12 protein-coding genes are annotated in these 19,557 nt (G+C 48.7%); 7 read left to right on the top strand and 5 right to left on the bottom strand.

Going from position 1 to position 19,557, the window contains the following annotated elements; genetic code table 11:
• Nucleotides 1–54 precede the first annotated feature (54 nt).
• The 3 genes from RF679_RS01720 (at nucleotide 55) to RF679_RS01710 (ending at nucleotide 2,961) form a co-directional block, all read left to right on the top strand.
• Complete coding sequence (locus RF679_RS01720) at nucleotides 55–954, top strand: PhzF family phenazine biosynthesis protein (RefSeq protein WP_309482504.1); 900 nt, start codon at nucleotides 55–57, stop codon at nucleotides 952–954.
• Between the two features lie 163 nt (nucleotides 955–1,117).
• The gene (locus RF679_RS01715) at nucleotides 1,118–2,344 is read left to right on the top strand and encodes an MFS transporter (RefSeq protein ID WP_309482503.1); all 1,227 of its coding nucleotides are present in this window, start codon (nucleotides 1,118–1,120) and stop codon (nucleotides 2,342–2,344) included.
• Entirely contained in the window at nucleotides 2,341–2,961 is a 621-nt protein-coding gene (locus RF679_RS01710; RefSeq protein ID WP_309482502.1) for a helix-turn-helix transcriptional regulator, read from the top strand. Before RF679_RS01715 ends, RF679_RS01710 begins: the two co-directional genes overlap by 4 nt.
• 47 nt (nucleotides 2,962–3,008) lie before the next feature.
• On the opposite strand, the gene RF679_RS01705 is transcribed toward RF679_RS01710, so the two are convergent.
• The 3 genes from RF679_RS01705 to RF679_RS01695 form a co-directional block, all read right to left on the bottom strand.
• On the bottom strand, nucleotides 3,009–3,698 hold the full coding sequence (locus RF679_RS01705) for a riboflavin synthase subunit alpha (protein WP_309482501.1): 690 nt from the start codon (nucleotides 3,696–3,698) through the stop codon (nucleotides 3,009–3,011).
• A gap of 46 nt (nucleotides 3,699–3,744) precedes the next feature.
• Nucleotides 3,745–4,713: a LysR family transcriptional regulator gene (locus RF679_RS01700; protein WP_309482500.1), complete on the bottom strand. Its 969-nt coding sequence runs from the start codon at nucleotides 4,711–4,713 to the stop codon at nucleotides 3,745–3,747.
• A 384-nt stretch (nucleotides 4,714–5,097) separates the two neighbouring features.
• Nucleotides 5,098–6,945 (bottom strand): phosphoenolpyruvate carboxykinase (GTP), encoded by a 1,848-nt coding sequence (locus RF679_RS01695; protein ID WP_309482499.1) that lies wholly within the window; start codon nucleotides 6,943–6,945, stop codon nucleotides 5,098–5,100.
• 363 nt (nucleotides 6,946–7,308) lie between these two features.
• Here RF679_RS01695 and RF679_RS01690 point away from each other — a divergent pair, with 363 nt between their 5' ends.
• Together RF679_RS01690 and RF679_RS01685 are read left to right on the top strand one after the other, a co-directional pair.
• Nucleotides 7,309–8,277: a D-2-hydroxyacid dehydrogenase family protein gene (locus RF679_RS01690; protein WP_309482498.1), complete on the top strand. Its 969-nt coding sequence runs from the start codon at nucleotides 7,309–7,311 to the stop codon at nucleotides 8,275–8,277.
• Between the two features lie 92 nt (nucleotides 8,278–8,369).
• The gene (locus RF679_RS01685; RefSeq protein ID WP_309482497.1) at nucleotides 8,370–9,800 is read left to right on the top strand and encodes an L-cystine transporter; all 1,431 of its coding nucleotides are present in this window, start codon (nucleotides 8,370–8,372) and stop codon (nucleotides 9,798–9,800) included.
• 640 nt (nucleotides 9,801–10,440) lie between these two features.
• Here RF679_RS01685 and RF679_RS01680 read toward each other — a convergent pair.
• A complete protein-coding gene (locus tag RF679_RS01680; protein ID WP_309482496.1) occupies nucleotides 10,441–13,470 on the bottom strand; it encodes a TonB-dependent receptor in 3,030 nt (1,009 codons plus the stop codon).
• 652 nt (nucleotides 13,471–14,122) lie between these two features.
• Nucleotides 14,123–16,048, bottom strand: coding sequence for a M64 family metallopeptidase (locus RF679_RS01675; RefSeq protein WP_309482495.1), 1,926 nt, complete (start codon nucleotides 16,046–16,048; stop codon nucleotides 14,123–14,125).
• A gap of 344 nt (nucleotides 16,049–16,392) precedes the next feature.
• Here RF679_RS01675 and RF679_RS01670 point away from each other — a divergent pair, with 344 nt between their 5' ends.
• Both RF679_RS01670 and RF679_RS01665 read left to right on the top strand, forming a co-directional pair.
• The gene (locus RF679_RS01670) at nucleotides 16,393–17,973 is read left to right on the top strand and encodes an amidohydrolase family protein (RefSeq protein WP_309482494.1); all 1,581 of its coding nucleotides are present in this window, start codon (nucleotides 16,393–16,395) and stop codon (nucleotides 17,971–17,973) included.
• A gap of 276 nt (nucleotides 17,974–18,249) precedes the next feature.
• Complete coding sequence (locus tag RF679_RS01665) at nucleotides 18,250–19,548, top strand: HD-GYP domain-containing protein (RefSeq protein WP_309482493.1); 1,299 nt, start codon at nucleotides 18,250–18,252, stop codon at nucleotides 19,546–19,548.
• Nucleotides 19,549–19,557 lie beyond the last annotated feature (9 nt).

Raw genomic sequence — 19,557 nt, 5'->3', positions numbered from 1 at the left:
CGTCCCGCACATGCTCTATAATTTCCAACTTCTGCCTTTCCTCTCTTTTATCGCATGAACACTCCCGATTACTTCCAAGTCGATGTCTTTGCCAGCACTAGCCTCAACGGCAATGGCCTCAGTGTTTTTCCACAAGCTGAACACTGGGACGCCGAGCGCATGCAAGCGATCACACGTGAAATGCGGCAATTTGAATCGATCTTCCTAATGCATGCCAATCCCAACGGTGCCGAGGCGCGGATCTTCACGGTCGAAGAAGAGCTACCATTTGCGGGGCACCCTTTGCTGGGCGCTGCGGCTGTCTTGCACCGTATCTTCAAGGCCGATGAACCACAGGCGAGTTGGCAAATTCGGCTACAAGAACGAAGTGTGGAGGTCTTTAGTACGCAATTGGAGAAGCAACGACAGACCAAGTTGGACGAGAAAAGAAGCACCTACTATTCATGCACCATGAATCAAGGCAAGCCGCAGATCGGCCCTGTTCTGGCACGCAGCTCACTAAGCAAAGTCTTGCGCAGCCTTTCTTTATACGAGACAGACCTCGTTACCGAACTACCAGCGCGTGTGATTTCGACGGGGCTCGACTACCTCATTCTTCCAGTCACGCCTGCGGCTTTGGAGCGAACCAAGATCTGCAGCACCAGTCTTGAATCAGAATTGACCGAACTCGGTGCGAAATTTGTTTTCGTTGTGGATATTACGAACAAAGAAATTCGTACCTGGGATAACCTCGGCCAAGTTGAGGATGTCGCCACCGGCAGCGCGATTGGCCCAGCACTTGCATATCTAGTCCATCAAGGCCTCGCGAACATCAGTGAACGCATCACCTGGCGACAAGGTCGATTCGTGCATAGACCCAGCAAGTTATTGACGTGGATGGATCAACAAAACCAGGTATGGGTCAGTGGCGAAGTATGGCCTTTTGCTACAGGGTCAATCGACGCCGAAATCTAAACGCTGACTTGTTCCATCATGATTACCACGTCAAGAGCAACAAAGTGGAGCTTCGTATTTCAGCCTTATCTTCAATTCAATAAATAAACAAAAACGTTTACTTAATAACTCTATAGATTTATGATGTGAAGCATTGCCTTCGCAGCTCTCCCTATTTTCGTCCATGAAACACCCACTTCTGATCACAGCAGCCTGCCTGTTGGCGCTGCTTTCCACGGTCGGCGCCGCTTTGCCTTATCCTATTTTGCCGCCACTATTCGCGGCAGATGCTAGTAATAATCTCAACCATTTTCTGGGCTTGCCACCAAAGTTATTATTTGGCATTGCTTTGAGCATCAATCCACTTGGTTTACTGATTGGCACTGCGCTTTTGGGCCCGATGTCAGATCGTTATGGCCGTCGTCCAGTTTTACTTACCAGTGCGATCGGTGCTGCCGTAGGGCACGCGATTACCGCGTGGTCCTTGGTGATTCAAAACTATCCCCTGTTTATTTTGGCGCGTTTCATCACCGGTCTCCTCGAAGGAAATGCTTCAGTAGCTCGCGCGATGTTGGCCGACAAGTTAGAAGGCGATGTACGGGTGCAAGCACTAGCCTGGCTCAATGGTGCGGTGTATAGCGGTTGGTTAGTTGGGCCTTTGATTGCGGGGATCACTTTGCAATGGGGCGTGACCGTACCTTTTTGGGTGGCGACAGTGGCGCTATTGATGACCGCGGGCATGGTGGCGATCGCGCTACCGAAAGAACGGCCATCGCATCTGAGCACCTCATGGTGGCAGGTCGCGAAATCCAAGCACTCCTTCAACTTACTAAAAGTGCCGGAGCTCAAGCAACTCTTCATCATTCAGTTGGCCTATACCAGCGGCGTCACCGCTTTTTACGACTTCTTTCCATTGTGGTTAGTCGAAGTGCCGGGTTACCACTCAAAAGGCATCGCTTGGGTCACGGCTGCTCTGTGCGGTGTGATGGCATTGTCTTCACTGGCGGCGGGCAAACCGAGTAGCCGCCCGCCTTTGGAAAGAATTCGCTTTCATGCATTTTGCGCAGCCAGTGCCGTCGCTGCAGTAGGGCTCGGTAATGCGTGGATAGGCATTGCTGCGATTATCGCTTTCGGTTTTCCGAACGCGGTGTATAACGCGGTCTTGCCAAGTTGGTGTTCAGAGCGCTTCGGTCATCTCGGACAAGGTGCGGTGATGGGCTTGATCTCGACCACCTTTTACCTCGCCAATATTATGATTGCCTTGCTCGGCTCCTTACTGACCTTGATCGATACGCGCATCATCTTGGTATTGGGTGCCTTGCTCAGTATGTGGGCAGCGTGGCGCATCGGACATTGGGAAGCAGAACTGGCTGCGAAAGATGCGGCAGAAGCAGCGGAGAGTGCATTTTGAAATCGGCCGATCGCATTCTGTTCACACTCAAAACGCGCGGCCCATTAACTGCGCAAGCGCTGGGTGAGATGCTCGAACTCAGCTCGATGGGCGCACGTCGTCATTTGGAGCAATGGTTAGAACTAGGTTTGGTCGAGTATTACGAACAAGCCGAAAAACAAGGTCGCCCGAATCGTTATTGGCAATTATCCGAGGCAGGTCACGCCCGCTTCCCAGATCGCCACAATGAACTCACGCTGCAATTGATCAATTCAGTGCGAGAACTCTTTGGCGAGCAAGGCTTGAACAAACTGATTGCCAATCGTGAGCAGCAAAGTCTGGCGCTGTATCAAGACAAATTAAGCGGCTACAAAAGCTTACGCGCCAAAGCCAAAGCACTCGCGCAATTGCGCAATGAAGAAGGTTATATGGCGGAATTGAGCACACACGATGAAGGTGGTTTTCTTCTGATCGAAAATCACTGCCCCATTTGCGCTGCTGCGACCGCATGCCAAAACTTTTGTCGCTCAGAGTTAAAAGTTTTTCAGAAGGCACTTGGTGATGAGGTCATCGTTCAAAGGCAAGAGCATTTGCTCAGCGAAGGCCGACGCTGCGTGTATTGGATTAAGCCAAATTAGCTGATTCGGTCGCCTCAATGCGCAAGACCAACCGCGTGACGCCGCATTCATCCACGTAACTTCTGCAAAGCTGCGCTAGCACCCTGACGCTCTAAAACTTCCTCTAAAGCGGGCAACAACGGCCCCAACATTTCCTGCATCAGATTGCGCACCGTATCGACCACGACTTGGGTCTGTCTTTCGATTTCGATATTGACCTGATCGCCCACTTTTTTCTGTCCGAACACCGTCATGCGTAGTGTTTCCGGAATCAGCCACACCTCAAACCAAGATTCGTCGCGATTCGCTTCGGCGATCGTCAAACTCGCGCCATTGATGGCGATATAGCCTTTGGCGAAGATATAGCGCATCCACTGGGGTGGTACGGCGAAGCGCAGCACATAGTTGTTTTCGGTTTGACGGATCTGCGCAATCTCAGCGACAAAATCGACGTGACCTGATAATGGATGGCCGCCGATTTCCGCACCATCTTTGGCCGCGCGTTCGACGTTGACTTGGCCATCTTGAAGATAAGAACCCAAGGTCGTGATATTCAAACTTTGCTGCATGATGTCGAAGTCGGCTGCGTTGTCATGCAAAGCCGTGACGGTCAAGCACACCCCATCGGTGGCGACACTGGCACCGATGGCGAGATCGGTGGCAAAGCCCTCTGGGAAAGCCAAACGTATCGTGCGCAAACCCGGTTTATCATGAATTTCGGCGATACGAGCCACGCCTTGCACAATGCCAGTGAACATAAGATTCTCGACTTCAAAAAGATGAAATTCTTGCTTGGCAGGCGCGCTAATCCCCCATCTTCACATCAGCTAAAGGCGCAAACATTTCGTGCGTCATATTCACGAAGTGTTCGCGCAACCAGCGATGTGCTGGATTGCGAGCGTCGCGTTCATGCCAGAGCATATCCACGTGCACGTCAGGCGTTTCGAAAGGTAATTCTTTCCACACCAAAGATTCGCTCATGCCCGTGGAGGCGATAAAGTGTAATGGTAACACGGTGATGAGGTCTGAATTAGCCACCACCTTACCGCCCGTGAAGAATTGATTCACCGTCAGCAGAATGCGGCGCTCACGGCCCATTTTCAATAATTCATCGTCAATCAAACCGTGGGCACGACCCGAAAAACTCACTAAGCAATGATTCGCAGCGCAGTATTTATCGAGCGTGAGTTCCTCATTGGCCAAAGGATGGTTCTTGCTCATGACGCAAACATAATGCCCCGAATACAAACGCTCGTGACGAATCGGGCTACGTGATGCGCCTTGTCCACCTGAGAGTTGCGCCACAATGCCGGGGAAGAAACCAACGGCGATATCAATATCGGCTTGGATCAAGAGTGGCCGTGGATCACGAGTCGTCAGCGGCACCATACGCGCATTCATATGCGGCGCTTCGCGCTCAAAGGCCGTGATCAAGGTCGGCATCCACAATGCAGCAGTGGAATCCGCCATCGCCATCCTGAAGGTTGCGACGGCTTTCGATGGGTCGAAACTGGTCGGTGCAATCGCCGCTTCCAAGGTCGATAAAGCTTCACGCACCGCCGGCCACAAGATTTCAGCACGCGGCGTCGGTTTGACGCCATAGGCAGTACGAATCAGAAGTTCGTCGTTCAGTGAATAGCGTAGGCGCTTGATCGCATTCGAAACAGCGGGCTGCGTCATCGCCAATTTATCGGCGGCACGTGTCAAATTTTGCTCGACCATGACGGTGTCAAACACGCGCAAGAGATTTAAATCTAAGGTCAAGAAATTCATAGGTGGCTCTGCAAAAAAATCAGTACGCTGCCATTGTAGCCTGATTAGCTCGTATGCCAAGTCCCGCGACCACGCATTCAGGCGGCAATCGTCAACTCTCAACTAAACATTATTTCGCCCCACATGCACCAATTGAGGGATGCTCTCCACTGTGCACCGTGGAGAGCATGCCTACTGCGCAAAGCTAGTGCAGATTCGAGCACACGACGATAAATAGAAATTAAGATTGTGATGAACTGATGCGCAAGTTTGATGCAAAAGTGAACAAAAACTTTTTTTGCAATCGATACGCGTTCAAAAAATAAAAACGCCAGCCGGATGAATCGGGCTGGCGTTTGCACTAAGGTGGTAGGCTAGTGCTTTGCGACTACTTCATGTCAAACATCATGCCAAACGTTGTGCCAATGCGGCTTTAGTGGCTTCCAGCTCTGCTGGCAAACGGTATTTCAACTTATCAAACAACTCGGTATGCAATTCGAGTTCTGCTTTCCACGCATCTTTATCGATCGAGGTAATCATTTCAAATTGCTCAGCTGTGAAGTTCAAGCCATCCCATGTGATGTCCTCGAATTTTGGGCTGATACCGAAGATGTTTTCTTGGCCAGTCGTGGCGCCGTCGATGCGCTCCAACATCCACTTCAAGACACGCATATTGTCGCCAAAACCTGGCCAGACGAACTTACCATTGGCATCAGTACGGAACCAGTTCACGCAGTAGATGTTAGGTTGTTTACCGCCGAGTGCTTTGACTTTTTCACCCATGTTCAGCCAGTGTTGGAAATAGTCGCTCATGTTGTAACCCATGAACGGCAACATCGCGAATGGATCACGACGCACTACACCTTGTTGGCCCACGGCAGCTGCAGTGGTTTCAGAACCCATGGTCGCTGCCATGTAGACGCCTTCAACCCAGTTACGCGCTTCCGTCACCAAAGGCACTGTGGTCGAACGACGGCCACCGAAAATGAAGGCAGAAATTGGCACACCTGCTGGATCATCCCATGCTGGATCCAACACTGGATTTTGCGTTGCCGCTACCGTGAAACGTGCGTTTGGATGCGCTGCTTTGCGGCCAGTTTCTTTAGCGATTTCTGGAGACCAGTCTTTACCTTGCCAATCGATGGCATGAGCTGGCGCTTCTTTGCTCATACCTTCCCACCATACGTCACCGTCGTCCGTCAATGCGACGTTCGTGAAGATCGTATTCGCTGTCAAAGAAGACATGCAATTGGAATTGGTTGCGGTATTCGTGCCTGGTGCCACGCCGAAATAACCTGCCTCTGGGTTGATCGCGTACAAACGACCATCTTTACCTGGTTTAATCCAAGCGATGTCGTCACCGATCGTTGTCACTTTCCAGCCTTTGATTGCTGGAATCAACATCGCGAAATTCGTTTTACCGCAAGCCGATGGGAATGCAGCTGCCACATAATGTTTTTTGCCTTCTGGCGATTCAACACCGAGAATCAACATATGTTCTGCCAACCAACCTTGGTCGCGGCCCATAGTGGAAGCGATACGCAAAGCGAAGCATTTTTTACCCAACAAAGCGTTACCACCGTAACCAGAACCGAAGGACCAGATTTCGCGTGTTTCTGGATAATGCACAATGTACTTCGTGCTATTGCATGGCCATGCCACGTCTTTTTGGCCAGCTGCCAAAGGTGCGCCAACGGTGTGGACGCAAGGTACGAAGTCGCCGTCTGTACCCAAGACATCAAACACGGCTTTACCCATGCGCGTCATGATGCGCATGTTGACTGCCACGTAAGGAGAATCAGACAATTCCACGCCGATGTGAGCGATAGGAGAGCCTAAAGGCCCCATAGAGAAAGGCACCACGTACATGGTACGACCTTTCATGCAGCCATCAAACAAAGGATGCAAAGTCGCGCGCATTTCCGCTGGTGCCATCCAGTTATTGGTTGGACCGGCGTCTTCTTGTTTTTCGGAACAGATATAAGTGCGATCTTCGACACGTGCCACGTCGGAAGGATCGGAACAAGCGAGGTAGCTATTTGGACGCTTCGCTTCGTTCAATTTTTTCATGGTGCCAGCAGCCACCATTTGCGCGCACAAGCGATCGTATTCTTCTTGTGTGCCATCGCACCAATACACATTATCTGGCTTAGTCAAGGCGACCATTTCTGCGACCCAGTTAATGAGTTTTTGATGCTTTACGTGCGCCGGCACATTGAGTGCCGTAACGCCTTGCATGCTAGGTTGATTCATAATACTAACTCCAATGCCATTTCAATAAAAAAATCTGTGTAGCGGCACGGCAGGAAGGGCCTGATGAGCGGGTATGCGAGCAAAGCTCAAGCATGACGGGCACGTTAGCGGCATTTCTGTCGGATAATAGGAAGACAGACTGAGATGTTAGGAAGGTCTGAGATCCAGGTTCGCGGCCGGACTTGAGGAAGGAACACTGAAGCACGGGAGCGAAAGCAAAAAGCTACGTGCAGCGTATTCTACACCGAGCTGGCGTAAAGCGCCTAATTTTGCGACATATTTGTTATCACTGTTAAAACAAATTTGAAAATAATCTGCGATTGTTTTTTCGACATCTAGCACACCACTTCAATACCTTACACTATGAAGATTGCCATACTCGACGACTACCAAGATGCCGTCCGCCACTTGCACTGCTTTCAAATTTTGCGCGATCATGAGGTAAAAGTGTTTAACAACCGCGCCGTAGGCCTCGGCCAGCTGGCGATTCGCCTTGCGCCGTTTGATGCTTTGGTCTTGATACGCGAACGAACCACTTTGAGCCGGGCTTTATTGAGCAAATTACCCAAGCTCAAATTCATCGCCCAAACCGGACGCTTGGCTGGCAATATTGATCTGGAAGCCGCCAAGGAATTGGGGATTACAGTGGTCGACGGCAAGGGTGATCCCACCGCCCCAGCCGAACTGGCGTGGGCATTGATCATGGCGAGTTCACGCAAGATCACGAATTACACTAGTCTGCTACAAGATCACGTTTGGCAAACTGCTTCGCTGTATCCGCAAGCGAATGGAATTGGCCGCGTACTCAAAGGCCGCACTTTGGGCATTTGGGGTTATGGCCGCATCGGTAAGCTCGTCGCGGCTTATGGCAAAGCCTTCGGCATGCAGGTGCAAATTTGGGGCAGCGAGCAAAGCCGTGCCGCAGCAGTGGCTGATGGCTTGCAAGCGTGTGCTAGTCGCGAAGTCTTTTTTGAGAGTAGCGACATCATTAGCTTGCATTTGCGTCTCAGTGATCGAAGCCATGGCATGATTGGCTTTGATGATTTATCGCGCATGAAAAGTGATGCGCTCTTGGTCAATGTGAGTCGAGCTGAATTAATAGCTGAGGGCGCTTTAGTGCAAGCGCTCGATGCTGGGCGCCCAGGATTTGCAGCACTCGATGTGTTCGAAACAGAACCTTTGCCGCGCGACTACACTCTATTGAATCGCGAGAACGTTTTGTTGACGCCGCATATTGGTTTCGTCGAACGCGATACCTACGAAATGTACTTCGCCGAGGCCTTCACACAATTGATCGATTTTGCCCGAAAAGCGAGTGCCAACAACGCATAAAATTTGGCGTTCGCCAACAATCTGCATACTTCTATTTTCTATCTGCGGCTCAGGTCTCCGGCACATGCCGTTGACTGAGCTTTTGGGCTAGAATGCCCTTTTCCTTTTTGCCATCGAAAGCGATCCCGATGAACTTCAGCATCCTCGTCAATCTTTTGATTTCCGCGATTTTTCTAGGCGCCCTGTATTGGATGCAGCAACAGCATTGGTCCTTCACCAAACGCGTGTTCTCAGCGCTTGGTTTCGGTATTGTGCTCGGCGCCGCTTTTCAATGGCACTATGGCCTCGGCTCTGAGGTGATTAAGGAAACTAATATTTGGCTCGATGTGGTTGGTACAGGCTACGTCAAGTTACTGCAAATGGTGGTGATTCCCTTGATTATGGTCTCCATCATCGGCGCGATTTTGAAACTGAAAGATGTCAGCTCGCTCGGCAAGATTTCCTCGATCACGATAGGCACCTTAATCACGACCACCGTCATCGCCGCATGTATCGGCATTTTGATGGCGCACAGTTTTCATTTGACCGCGATTGGCTTGAACGCCAGCGATGCAGAAAATGCGCGCGGTGTGTATTTGAACGGCAAACTGGGGGAAGCGCAAACCCTGTCGATTCCCAACATGATATTAAGCTTCATTCCCGAGAACCCATTCTTGGACATGACGGGTGCGCGTAAAACCTCGACCATCGCGGTCGTCATTTTCTCTATCTTGATTGGTATTTCTGCGACCGGGATCGCGGAGAAGAAGCCGGAAATGTTTTCCTCGTTCGCCCACTTTGTTGAAGTGGCGCAGACCATCGTCATGCGTTTGGTCACCTTGATTTTACGACTCACACCATTCGGTGTTTTTGCCTTGATGGTTCAAGTAGTAGCCAAGTCAAATCAACAAGACATTCTCAATTTATTGAGCTTTGTCGCCGCATCTTACAGTGCGATTATCTTGATGTTCTTGGTCCATCTCGGCATTGTCGCTGCCTGTGGTTTGAATCCGTTGACGCATGCTCGCAAGATCGTGCCGGTATTAGTCTTTGCCTTCACCTCACGCACCAGCGCTGGTTCGATTCCTTTGAACGTGAAAACACAGACACGTCGCTTAGGTATTCCTGAAGGGATCGCCAATTTTTCCGCCTCGTTTGGTGCAGCGATGGGACAGAATGGTTGCGGCGGTATTTACCCAGCAATGTTGGCATTCATGATCGCGCCAACGCAAGGCATCGATCCTTTGTCGATTTCTTTCCTCGCCTCTTTGTTAGCGATTATTGCTGTAGGCTCGGTCGGCGTTGCTGGTGTTGGCGGTGGCGCGACCTTCGCCGCTTTGATCGTGTTATCGTCACTGAACTTGCCAGTCGCCCTGGCGGGTTTGCTGATTTCAATCGAACCCTTGATTGATATGGGACGCACTGCTCTCAATGTGAGTGGGTCGATTACCGCTGGTACTTTAACGAGCCGCTTACTAGGGGCAACCGATAAGGGTGTATTCAATCACGAACAAGACCAAGATCTTGATGATGAGGTTAGCTAATATAGCTAGTAATGTGATTGACCAATCAGACTTAGCACGATTCAATCTAATGAGACTTAACGACACATCATTAGAATCAATCTATTCACGCACCAAAGTACAAGCATCGCAGTTCTGACCGAATTCGAGCACTTTCCAGTGTTTTAGATTCTACATGCTTCGACATCGGTATTTCAGGTAAGAAATGGGGCGATCAAGCAAGTCATAAGAGCTGAAGTGCAAGCGATGCGTCCCAAGTTCATCTCGCAAGAATCAACACTTGCGGCACCAGCTTGTTTTCAGGGATGTTCAAGCTAACTTACCTGCCGTTAGGCTCATATCAGTTACTCACTCATATACGCCAGCCTTTTGCTGTCACTCTAGAAGATCTGCCCAACAAATTTCGCCGTGACGAGTGTTTCAATTCGCTTGGTTCAGGGTCGGAATCAAACCCATCCGCAGCTTCTGGACTCTTGATCAACCAGCGTCAATTAATGGGTCTGCTGATTCAGTGCACACATCCAATTTGAGTACAAGATTTTGATACGAGCGAGGTTCGAGTAAGAACAAAATACCCCCGCAAATAGAACGGTGCGACCAAAAGAAAACCCCCGCTTACGCGGGGGTTTTCATACTCGAGAACTAGATAGTTCGATAGCTATTAGAACTCGTAACGTGCAGAGAAACTCGCAGAGCGTGCACCTTGGAATGCTGCTGGATAGCCATAGTTAGGGTTCAACTTGTTACCTGTAGGCAACTTACTTTCAGCACGGCTGTAATCACGGATCTGATTAACCATAGTGATAGTTTGAGAGTTGAACACGTTAAATACGCTAGCCTGCAACGTCAACGTACGACCACCTTCTAATTTCAAGATGTATGCAATGTTCAAGTCTAAAGACTTAGTCCATGGCATAGTTGGGCCGTTACCACGGTGACCCAATACAGAAGTACCTTGTGCATTCAAGCAGTAATAGCTGGACGCGCTTGTGTAAGCACCAGAACCGCCGTTTGTTGTGCCATCTGGGCCAAGGTAATCAGGTACTGTTGTCGGTACATAACCGATGCAGCTTGTGCTACGGCCAGAAGCGACTGTCAAGTTTGCACCCAAACGGAAGTTGTCGTTCAATGCATAGTTACCATACAGCTTCAAAGCGTGCGTACGGTTGTTAGGCAATGTACCGTATGCGCCGTCTGTGAAGGAACCGAAGTCGAAGTCTTGAGTAATACCCGCATCTTCTTGACCCAAGTCAGACTGTACATAACCTTCTGCTGTACCTTTGTTTACAGAGTAAACATAAGAACCGCTCAAGCCCCATTTACCGTCAAATGGACGTTCCATGGACAATTCCAAGGCTTTGTATGTACGTTCGTACTTAGCCAGTCCCAAATAGCTGTTCGGCACAGTTACTTGAACCAACTTACCATCATCATTCGCATCGATCATCAAGTTCAATGGACGACCAGGATTCATCAAGATACACGAAGCCATGGAATGTGGATCGAAGTTTTTATAACCGTTATCCATTGCCCATTTTGCAACGCCAGTTGTCGCACAATAGTCATCCATACCATCGTTCACCTTACGATAAACGGCTTTCACACCCATAGACCAATTTTTTGCGAGTGCTTTTTGGAAACCCAAAATGTACTCATCTTGGTTCATTGGCTTCAACTTCGTATCGGCAATCGTTCCTGGATTAGGGGAAGACAAGCTACCCGAAATAATCGCCTGACCGATTTGTGGACCCAAATTGAGCGGCGCTCCAGTCTTCGGATCCTTACCTACGAAGTTATAGTAAGTTTCACTTTGGTATTCTGAGCGAGTTGCACGAATATTAGTGTTCGATGCCACAGGGATGTAGTAACGACCGAAGTTACCATAAACCTTCATTGAGGCGTCGCCGTTCACGTCCCAAGCTGCGCCGAAACGTGGAGCCAATTGGTTTTTACGGTCCACGAAACTAATGCCGTCAGCTGTCTTGTTGTCGAAAGATTCGGAACGAATACCACCATACAACAACACATTCTTCGCAACTTTCCAGCTATCTTCGATGTACATCGCATCATTTTTTGCGACGAACTCACCAGAAGTCGCTTGGTAAACACGAAGACGAACGTACTCAGCATTGCCAGGAGTACCTGCACCAACCACACCGTTAATATTACGGCTTGCTGGCATATTCAAATAACGGAAGTAAGATCCGCCAGAATAAGTCACACCGGCTTGTGTCGAAATAAAATCCTGGGCATCGTAGCCAGCACGAATAGTGTGGGAGCCAACGATCCATTCCAAGTCAACGCGTTTGCCTTTACGTGTATCAGAGTCATCCGGGGCTTTCAAATCACGAATTGTGAAGTGCAATGGATTCCAGCATCCCAATGGTGTGAGGCTTGGACTGTACACTGCTGGGCAGTCTGCACCGTAATCCGCCGGATCGTTGAGGCGGCCTTGCAACGAATACAATCGACCGTATTGTGCTGTTAAGGTCAGGTTTTCTGTCAAGTAGCCTGTGTACTTGAGGATTTCAACGTCACCGCCAGTATCTGTGGAAGTTCTCTGTGGAGCACCGATATGACGCAGCGCATATTTTTCATCGTCTGGATTTAAATATGTTACGTTGCTAGTGCGGCGTTTGTTACTAATACCAGTAAATTCCAAACGGTGATCATCGCTGATCTGCCAGTCGAGCTTCATCATGCCATTCGGAGTTTCCGCACTTGCCGTACCACTTGAGGAACCACCATAGGTATCAGAGGTGTTTTTACGGCCTTCCAACAAACCGAAGACAAATAATTTATCTTTTACAATTGGGCCACCAGCGTACACATTGTAAGACAAGTTCTTAAATGTGTTCTGTGATGGGCTGAACAATGTGTAGGATGGATTTGCTAGAGTCGTTGCTGGCCAGTTCGCGTTAGGATCACGATTGATAACCGTTTGTCCTTTTGCACTTGCCCAACCAGGAGTGATGTATGCCGAAGCACCACCCTTCCAAGTATTTGTACCACGCTTCGTAGACAAACTAACAACACCGCCCAATGAGCGTCCGAATTCCGCGCCATAACCACCGGTCTTGATTTGCTGTTGGCTAATCGCATCGAATGGCAAGGAAGAATAGTTTGTGAAGTTACGCATATTGGTAACGTCAAAACCGTTGATGTAGTAACCGTTTTCCGCTACAGATGCACCGGAGAAGGAAGCCAAGTTACCGAAAGCTGCATCACCAGCAACTGTACCAGGTGCCAACAAGGACACAGCAGTCGCGTTACGACCCACTGGCAAAGCTTGGATTTCAGCCAAAGAGAAAACTGTATTGGATTCTGTGCTGGAAACGTCGATTGGGTTACGTGTGCGTGATGCAGTAACAGTCACTGTTGCGACGTCATCGAACTTCACTTCAGTACCAGAACCGATCGCTACAGATACTTCACGTGTTTTGCCGCCTGTTGTCACTTTATAGCGACCAACTGGCAATTTAGTGAATGTAAAGCTACCGTCCTTATCGGCCTCAATCGTACGAGAAGCACCAGTTTCAGTATTGACAACCTGAACTGATTCTTTCGCCTTTGCACGACCGAAGATGGTACCGTCAGCATTTTGCGCGTAGGCCATGGAGGCGAAGCACATGCCGACCGCTACAGCGATAGCTGAGCGACGCACTTGCTTCATATTAAATTTATTGTTCATTGAGACACCTTATAAGTAAAAAACACTGTGTGATCACCGCTTTGCAAAACTCATAATCGATTGGTTGTCACGTTAACATTTCAAGAAAATTAAAAATTTCCTTTCAATATTGTTCGCGCAATCCGACTCCATCCAAGTGGAACGTCCCTTATTTTCGATATATTTGAACTATTCCAAAAAGCTATGCAGCTTGCATGAGATCATTTTCTGACTTCTAGTGTCAATTTTTACGGCAGCTTCATCACTAAAAAACAACAGCTTTCACTAAACAAAAAAACCTAAGAAAACTAGGGCTTTTAGACATTGCCAAATGGATACAAATTTATTTCGGAAAATATTGAAAACACTAAATTGAATTTAGTTTTAAGACGATTTATCTCGAATTAAAGTCAGCAAATAGTGTATATGGGCGGATTTCACCATCGCGATTGGTGAATTTTATGTAAAGCTGATTTTAATCATAAGCAAAATTATCGCGGATTGAAATAAACTTTCCCGATGAAAATTTTCTTGCTCAAAGTAGGTGACCGAAGTGAGCCCAGACATGCATTTCTACGGGATCAACCGGCATATAGAAGGGATCACAAGACCCGCAAAAATGAAAAATAATTTTCATTTTTTCGATCGCGATCAACAAATCTTTCGCTGACGACTAAATGAATTGAATTTGGCCCTCGGCGATACCAATCAACTGCAATGCCGCACTCACATCGGTCGGCGTCACCAGTTGCGCCAGCTTCATTCCGTTCGTAATTGAAGCTTCGTTGCTCGCGTAGCCTAAGCCCCACTGCACTGCGAACTGATCCGCGACCGCTACTTTGTTATCGAGCAAATCCGCAACCCATCCCCAAGTCGGGTCGCCCTTAAAGCTGTGTGCTGATGCCAAAATAACCCTGACGATGGTGCCCCGCGACGCCGCGCCGGAATCGAGCTTATCAGTCCAATAGGCAAGCCCTTCTGGGTCGGCACCCTCCGCACGACCTAAGGCATTTTTGTACAGAATGTTGATAAAGTCAGCGCTGGACATGTTTTCGCGATACCCAGTTAAGTCCGAATAGTAAAGCGCTGCGGGATAAAATGCATTGCCGATTTGATCGAGGCTCATTCCCGATTTGTATTGCGTGATCCAATAATTCAAACCATCGGCTTCAGGAATTCGATTGAAATACGCCACATACAAGTCTTCCAGGACCTTGAGATCAGCCTTAGTCAATCCTTTTGCATTCACGTGAATATTGGGATTTACCGTGAAATCTTGAAATTGAATCGACTCAAACGCATGCGCCGCCATTGTTAAACCTAGGCTTTCACCCAAGATCAAGGTACCGTTCGCCATCTGCGCCACACTAAAGTGCTGCGTATCGGCTAACTTCAATGGCAGTTTCAAAGCATCCGTACCAGCACCACCGTCGAGATAAATATTCTGTGCCGCAGTTTGGCTGCTTAAGCTTACGATGTTGTCCGATGCATTCATTTGCACGATCGATGATTTATCAGCGCTGCTCACCGTGTAAGATAAATCAGCCACTTGTTTGATGGTGCTGGTAATGGCGATGTTCTCTTTCTGCTGAGTCGAACTCAGGTTCTTCCGAATGAGACCAGTGTTATCTGTCGTAGTGAGGTTGATGCTACTCGATCCGGTCATCAAACCCGCTGCATAAGCATCAAAAAAACTACCATTGGTAGTTACGGTGCTCTTTCCAGTGGCGCCCCAAGCAAAACTGAATAAAGCGTTATTGGGTGTCAATGGGCGATAAATGCCTGGAATGCTCGATTCAACTGACAAATAGTCACCAATCGCAGAATAATAATTTAAGGCAAACGCTTCTTTTTCAGGGGCGCTAAAAGGAACCCCAAGCGACAACATCTTTGAATTGATGGTGGCTCGCCATACGCCATTCGCGCGATAGTAACCGCCCTGATAAGTACCAATCGTCCCCAATTCGCCATCGTTATAACCTAACCACGCACTCCAAGGAATGCGGCTCAATGAATCCGTGACGTGCGCACTGTTAAGGAAAGCGCTCGCATTAAGAGGGAAACTTGGCGCTACTGCGGAGTCTACATACTCATCTTGTAACCCAGCGAAGCTATGTCCAATCTCATGCAGCGCTAACTCCGATGCTGAGCTATTACCAGCAGACGCCCAAGCAAGATCACCACCAGCACCACCATACAAAGGCGTATTCACTAAAACGATGACGAGTTCATGTGCATCACTTGGCAAAGCTTTTTCCACTTCGGTCCAGACCAACCCCGAATCACCGTACAACAGACGCCCATCACTGCCATGTTGGCTGGCACTGAAATACGTGTTTACGTAAGTGCCATTATTGGGCTGATCAGTGCCAGACTGGGCCGAGGCAAAAAACAATGCATTGGCGTTGAAGAAGCCTTGATAATTCGAAAAAGGTGCGTTCAAACGCGCGTTTTCACTACCCAAAAAAGTCTTCAAAAACGTATTAGCATCGGTGATAAATTTGGCGCGCTCAGCTTGCGTGTACCCCTCAGCGACAATCACAATATCCACACGATTAGCGCTACTTCCAGAATTGAGTAATGAGATCACATCAGGCATTTGGGCACCACGCTTTCTTTAAATTGAGGACCGATACACCATCATACTAGAACTCAAATCGCAAATTCCCGCAAGTTTCATTAATTTTGGTTACAGATTTTTGACAGTGGTTTATTTCACAAAACACCGAACTATCGATTAAAAACTCGGAGCTACACATTCCATTTCAAAGGCGTATTGAAGACGATGAACACATAAAATGTGAATTCTATGGCGGAGGGGAATGCTTGACCAATCACTGATGCAAAAATTAAACACGATGACAAACACTACTTGAGCCAGCCAGCAGATTGATCAATACTGTTGAGCGACCAACTTCTTCCTTCACTCCTTTGGATCTCAACATGCCGCTCCTCAAAGAACTTTTTCTGAGCATCACCGTGAGCTTGACGCTCAATGCAAGTATTGCAGCCGATGCGGTAAAGCCCGCGCCGGATCGCGCCGAAGGGCAAGGACCGTATAAGCAATTAATCCTACGTGAACTGACGGTCATCAACGGCACTGGCGCTCCGGCTTTTGGACCAGCGGACATCGTCATCGAAGGCAATCGCATTACCCAAGTTATTACCGTTGGCGCACCAAGTTCACCGGTACGATACAACCGCCCGAAATTGCGTGAGGGCGGTATCGAGATCAATCTTGCGGGACATTTCGCCATGCCTGGCATCATCGATATGCACGGGCATATCGGCGGCGCGGAACAAGGTACTCCTGCTGAATATGTCTACAAATTATGGATGGGACATGGCATCACCACTATTCGTGATCCTGCCTGTGGCAATGGCCTCAATTTCTGCCTCGATGAAAAAAAACGGAGCGCCGAAAATAAGATCGTCGCGCCACGTATTTTTGCATATCCTTTCTTCGGGCAAGGCAATGAAGCTCCGTTCACTGAACCCGAACAAGCCCGTAATTGGGTGCGCCAAATCAAAGCGAGGGGTGCCGATGGTCTAAAGTGCTTTGGCTATCGACCAGACATCTTGCAAGCCGCATTGGAAGAAGCCAAGAAGTTAGGCTTACGCTCTGCATGCCACCACGCTCAAATCGATGTGGCCCGCGTGAATGTACTCAACACAGCACGTTGGGGACTCACTTCCATGGAACATTGGTATGGCTTACCCGAGGCCTTGTTTGACGGCCAACGTGTGCAAAACTATCCAGCGGACTATAACTATCAAAATGAGCAACAACGCTTCGGACAAGCTGGTCGCTTATGGGCTCAGGCGGCTAAGCCGGGCTCTGAAAAATGGAATGCCGTAATGGACGAGCTGCTCAAACTTGATTTCACGATCGACCCGACCTTCACCATTTATCAGGCAACCCGCGATGTCATGCGAGCTCGCCGAGCAGACTGGCACGACGAGTACACGCTGCCTTCGTTAGCGAAATTCTTCAGCCCAAATCGCGATGCGCATGGTTCCTTCTTTTTCGACTGGGGAACAGAGGAAGAAGTCGCTTGGAAAGAAAATTATCGTTTGTGGATGCGCTTTGTGAATGAGTATAAAAATCGCGGTGGCCGTGTCACCGTTGGTTCTGATTCTGGCTACATCTATAAAGTCTACGGTTTCGGCACCATTGAAGAACTCGAACTTCTCCGTGAAGCGGGATTCCATCCACTCGAAGTCATGCGTGCCGCAACATTATCAGGGGCAGAAGCGCTTGGTGCGAATCAGTTAATTGGCAGTATCGAACCGGGTAAGCTTGCTGACTTAGCGATTCTTGAGGAAAACCCTCTAGCGAATTTCAAGGTGTTGTATGGCACCGGCCACATGCGATTGAATTCACAAGGTGATGTTAGCCGTGTTGGTGGCGTCAAACTCACCATCAAAGACGGCATCGTTTATGATGCAAAAAAATTATTGAACGACGTCAAAAATATGGTCAAACAAGCCAAAGAACTTGAGCGAAATCAATCGAACAAGTAGCGCTACTTAGCCACGCATCAACATCCCGTCATTCCGCGCCTGTATACCGCAATCGATACGAGTACAGGCGCCCCTCCTGATCTAGTCTTCTTCGTTGTCGACAATTCGCACTAATCCTTCAGCGAATCACTGGCGGCGCATAGCACAACAGACTACCGTCATGTAGTGCCGCCAAGGGCTCCGTGTCGCTTCTATACCAAATGCAAATCAGAGAGACGCTTTGCAAAACACTAGCCCTATGCTATTGTCAGTTTCACTCTACAGGCTCGCATTCCTATGGCAGACGATTCACAACTCATTGCGATAGATCAGGTCAAAATCGGCATGTTCATCAAGCTTGACCTCAGCTGGTTCGAGCATTCATTTTCTATGAATTCGTTCAAGATTACGAACGAACAGCAAATTCAAGAATTACAAGCCCTCAAGCTTAAGCATATTCGTTACATTCCTTCAAAATCCGACCTCTCAAAAATCAACCCTAGCAAGCCTCAGACATCAAGCGCAAACAGCCCACCGGTGAATGGCCAAGTTTTTAGTAACATCATCGAAGCCAAAAAAGCGCGCTTTGAGAAGCTTGCGAAGCAACGCGAAGAGTTGGCAAAGTGCGAGGAGAAGTTTATCCAAGCGGCGAGTGTCGTGAGAAGCATTGGGAAGACCATTTTTTCCCAACCAGAAGCGACCATTAAGGAAGCGACTAAGCTAGTTGATAGCATTGCTGAAATCTTCCTCGACTCGAACGATACCGTCATGCACTTGATTCAACAAACGAGTGCCAATGAAGAACTGTATTTTCATGCATTGAACGTTTCGGTGCTCGCGATGATGATCGCCAGTGAAATGAAGTGTACCGAAGCGCAAATTAAATCCGTCGGTATGGCGGCCTTATTTCACGATCTCGGCAAAGTCAATATTCCAGACAAAATTTTGAACAAGACGGAACCACTAACGAAGCCGGAACAAAATTTCTTCGAACTCCACCCAGACTACGGTGTCGAGGTCGGTAAGAAAGCGGGATTACCGCCCGTTGTTCTTGAAGTCATCGCTAGCCATCACGAATATCTTGATGGCACGGGCTATCCCAAGAAACTGAAAGCCGATGCCATACGCATGCCAACTCGCATCGTCACCATCGCCAATGTGTATGACAACCTATGTAATCACATCGACCCTGCGCAATCATTGACGCCACATGAAGCGTTATCCAGCATGTATGCACATCGACGCGCACAGTTTGATTCGGCGATCATGGCCACTTTAATTAAAAGCCTTGGCGTTTATCCGCCCGGCACCATCGTTCGTCTATCCAACGAAGCTATTGGTTTAGTCATGAATGTGAATGTTGGCAAACCCTTGCGCCCGAGGGTGCTTGTCTACGATGCAGAAATCCCTAAAGAAGACGCAATCATTCTTGATCTGGCGGACGAATCAGGAGATATCTCGGTCACCGGAAGTATCCGTCCCGGCCTGCTACCGAAAGTAATTTTCGACTACCTCAATCCACGCAAACGCGTGAATTACTACTTCGATTCGAAGTCAAAAAACACGCCTGCTGGCAACTCGAAACAGTCGAGCTAGGTCTTCGAT

The organism is Undibacterium cyanobacteriorum (genome assembly GCF_031326225.1).
Classification (GTDB): domain Bacteria; phylum Pseudomonadota; class Gammaproteobacteria; order Burkholderiales; family Burkholderiaceae_D; genus Undibacterium; species Undibacterium cyanobacteriorum.
Note: the sequence above shows the minus strand (reverse complement) of the source record. Positions and strands in the feature narration are given on the sequence as shown.